Below are 1,043 nucleotides of genomic sequence, written 5' to 3'. Positions count from 1 at the left end.
GATTTTGCCAGCCTGCGGGTCGGTACTCCGCTGCCTGACGGGCGCTTTATTCATCGTACCATGGTCGAGATCGCCACCATCGCGGGCATGGTAGAGGACGCGATTGATAAAGAGACCAAACAATTGGTCAACAGACCAACACAGCGCTTCTGGCGGGCTATACGGCGCTTAAAGATTGGTGGGGCGATTGACATACACAAACAGTACGAAACGCTGGAGGATGGCACGATAAGGGCAAGGCCGGGGATTAAAACGGTCAATATGCACTTTCTCGTGGCGCTGGGGCGGATCAGCTATGAGAAGCTCAAGGCGTTCCGTACCCATTGCTCCAAGGCGCTGAAACTGGACTCTGACAGCCATAAGCAGCAGTTCCCTGACAGGCACGACCCCGAGATAGCCAATCGCCGGTTGCGTGAGCAGCAGCGTGAAAAGGGCATCAAAACCAATCCCCCATCCTCTACTGACAAATCGCCGGTGATACACGACCGCGACAAGCGCAAAGAGCTGCAGCGGCAATACAGCCAGGCACAGCTCGAGTTTGCGACCAATCTCTATGGCCAATACCCAGGGCGACCAGAAACCTGGTACAGCGAACAGCTCAGGCGAGCGTTCCCCAGCCTGGACGACTGGATAGCCAGGAACAACCGCTAACCCCACCGACTAACCGGCCACGCTGGTGCCCACCCCTGCCTGCAGCAGGCCTTTTCCCCTCGTCCGCCCTGCTGACAGCCCTATTTTCACACTCCTGTTGTGAGTAACAGGCCATCACCTGCCCAAAACGCACCCTGTCACTGTGGATGGTTTATGAATATAAAAATTTAAGTGATTTGATACAAAATTTAGGTCATGAGATTTTTTTTTAACTGTTCACTGTTAATATGCTTTAAAAAAATGGTTAGAGACTCTGTAATACCATCCCTCTCTACGTTCAGGATGTATAAAATGCCTGGCTATGCAGGGCGCAAGCGCCCGCCGCCAGATAAAAATTACCCATAAGTAATGCTTGACCTTGCAGGCCAGCAAAACACGCTGGCCGCCGGTCA

Annotated in this window: 1 protein-coding gene; it reads left to right on the top strand. The window is 53.0% G+C overall.

Translation table 11 applies throughout. From position 1 onward, the window contains the following. Nucleotides 1–651, top strand: a 651-nt coding sequence (locus AXW79_RS23155; RefSeq protein ID WP_005322167.1) for a hypothetical protein, incomplete at its 5' end; no start/stop codon positions are given. Between the last annotated feature and the right edge of the window lie 392 nt (nt 652–1,043).

The sequence above is a fragment of the Aeromonas salmonicida subsp. salmonicida genome (assembly GCF_001643305.1).
GTDB classification, from domain to species: Bacteria; Pseudomonadota; Gammaproteobacteria; order Enterobacterales; family Aeromonadaceae; genus Aeromonas; species Aeromonas salmonicida.
Note: the sequence above shows the minus strand (reverse complement) of the source record. Positions and strands in the feature narration are given on the sequence as shown.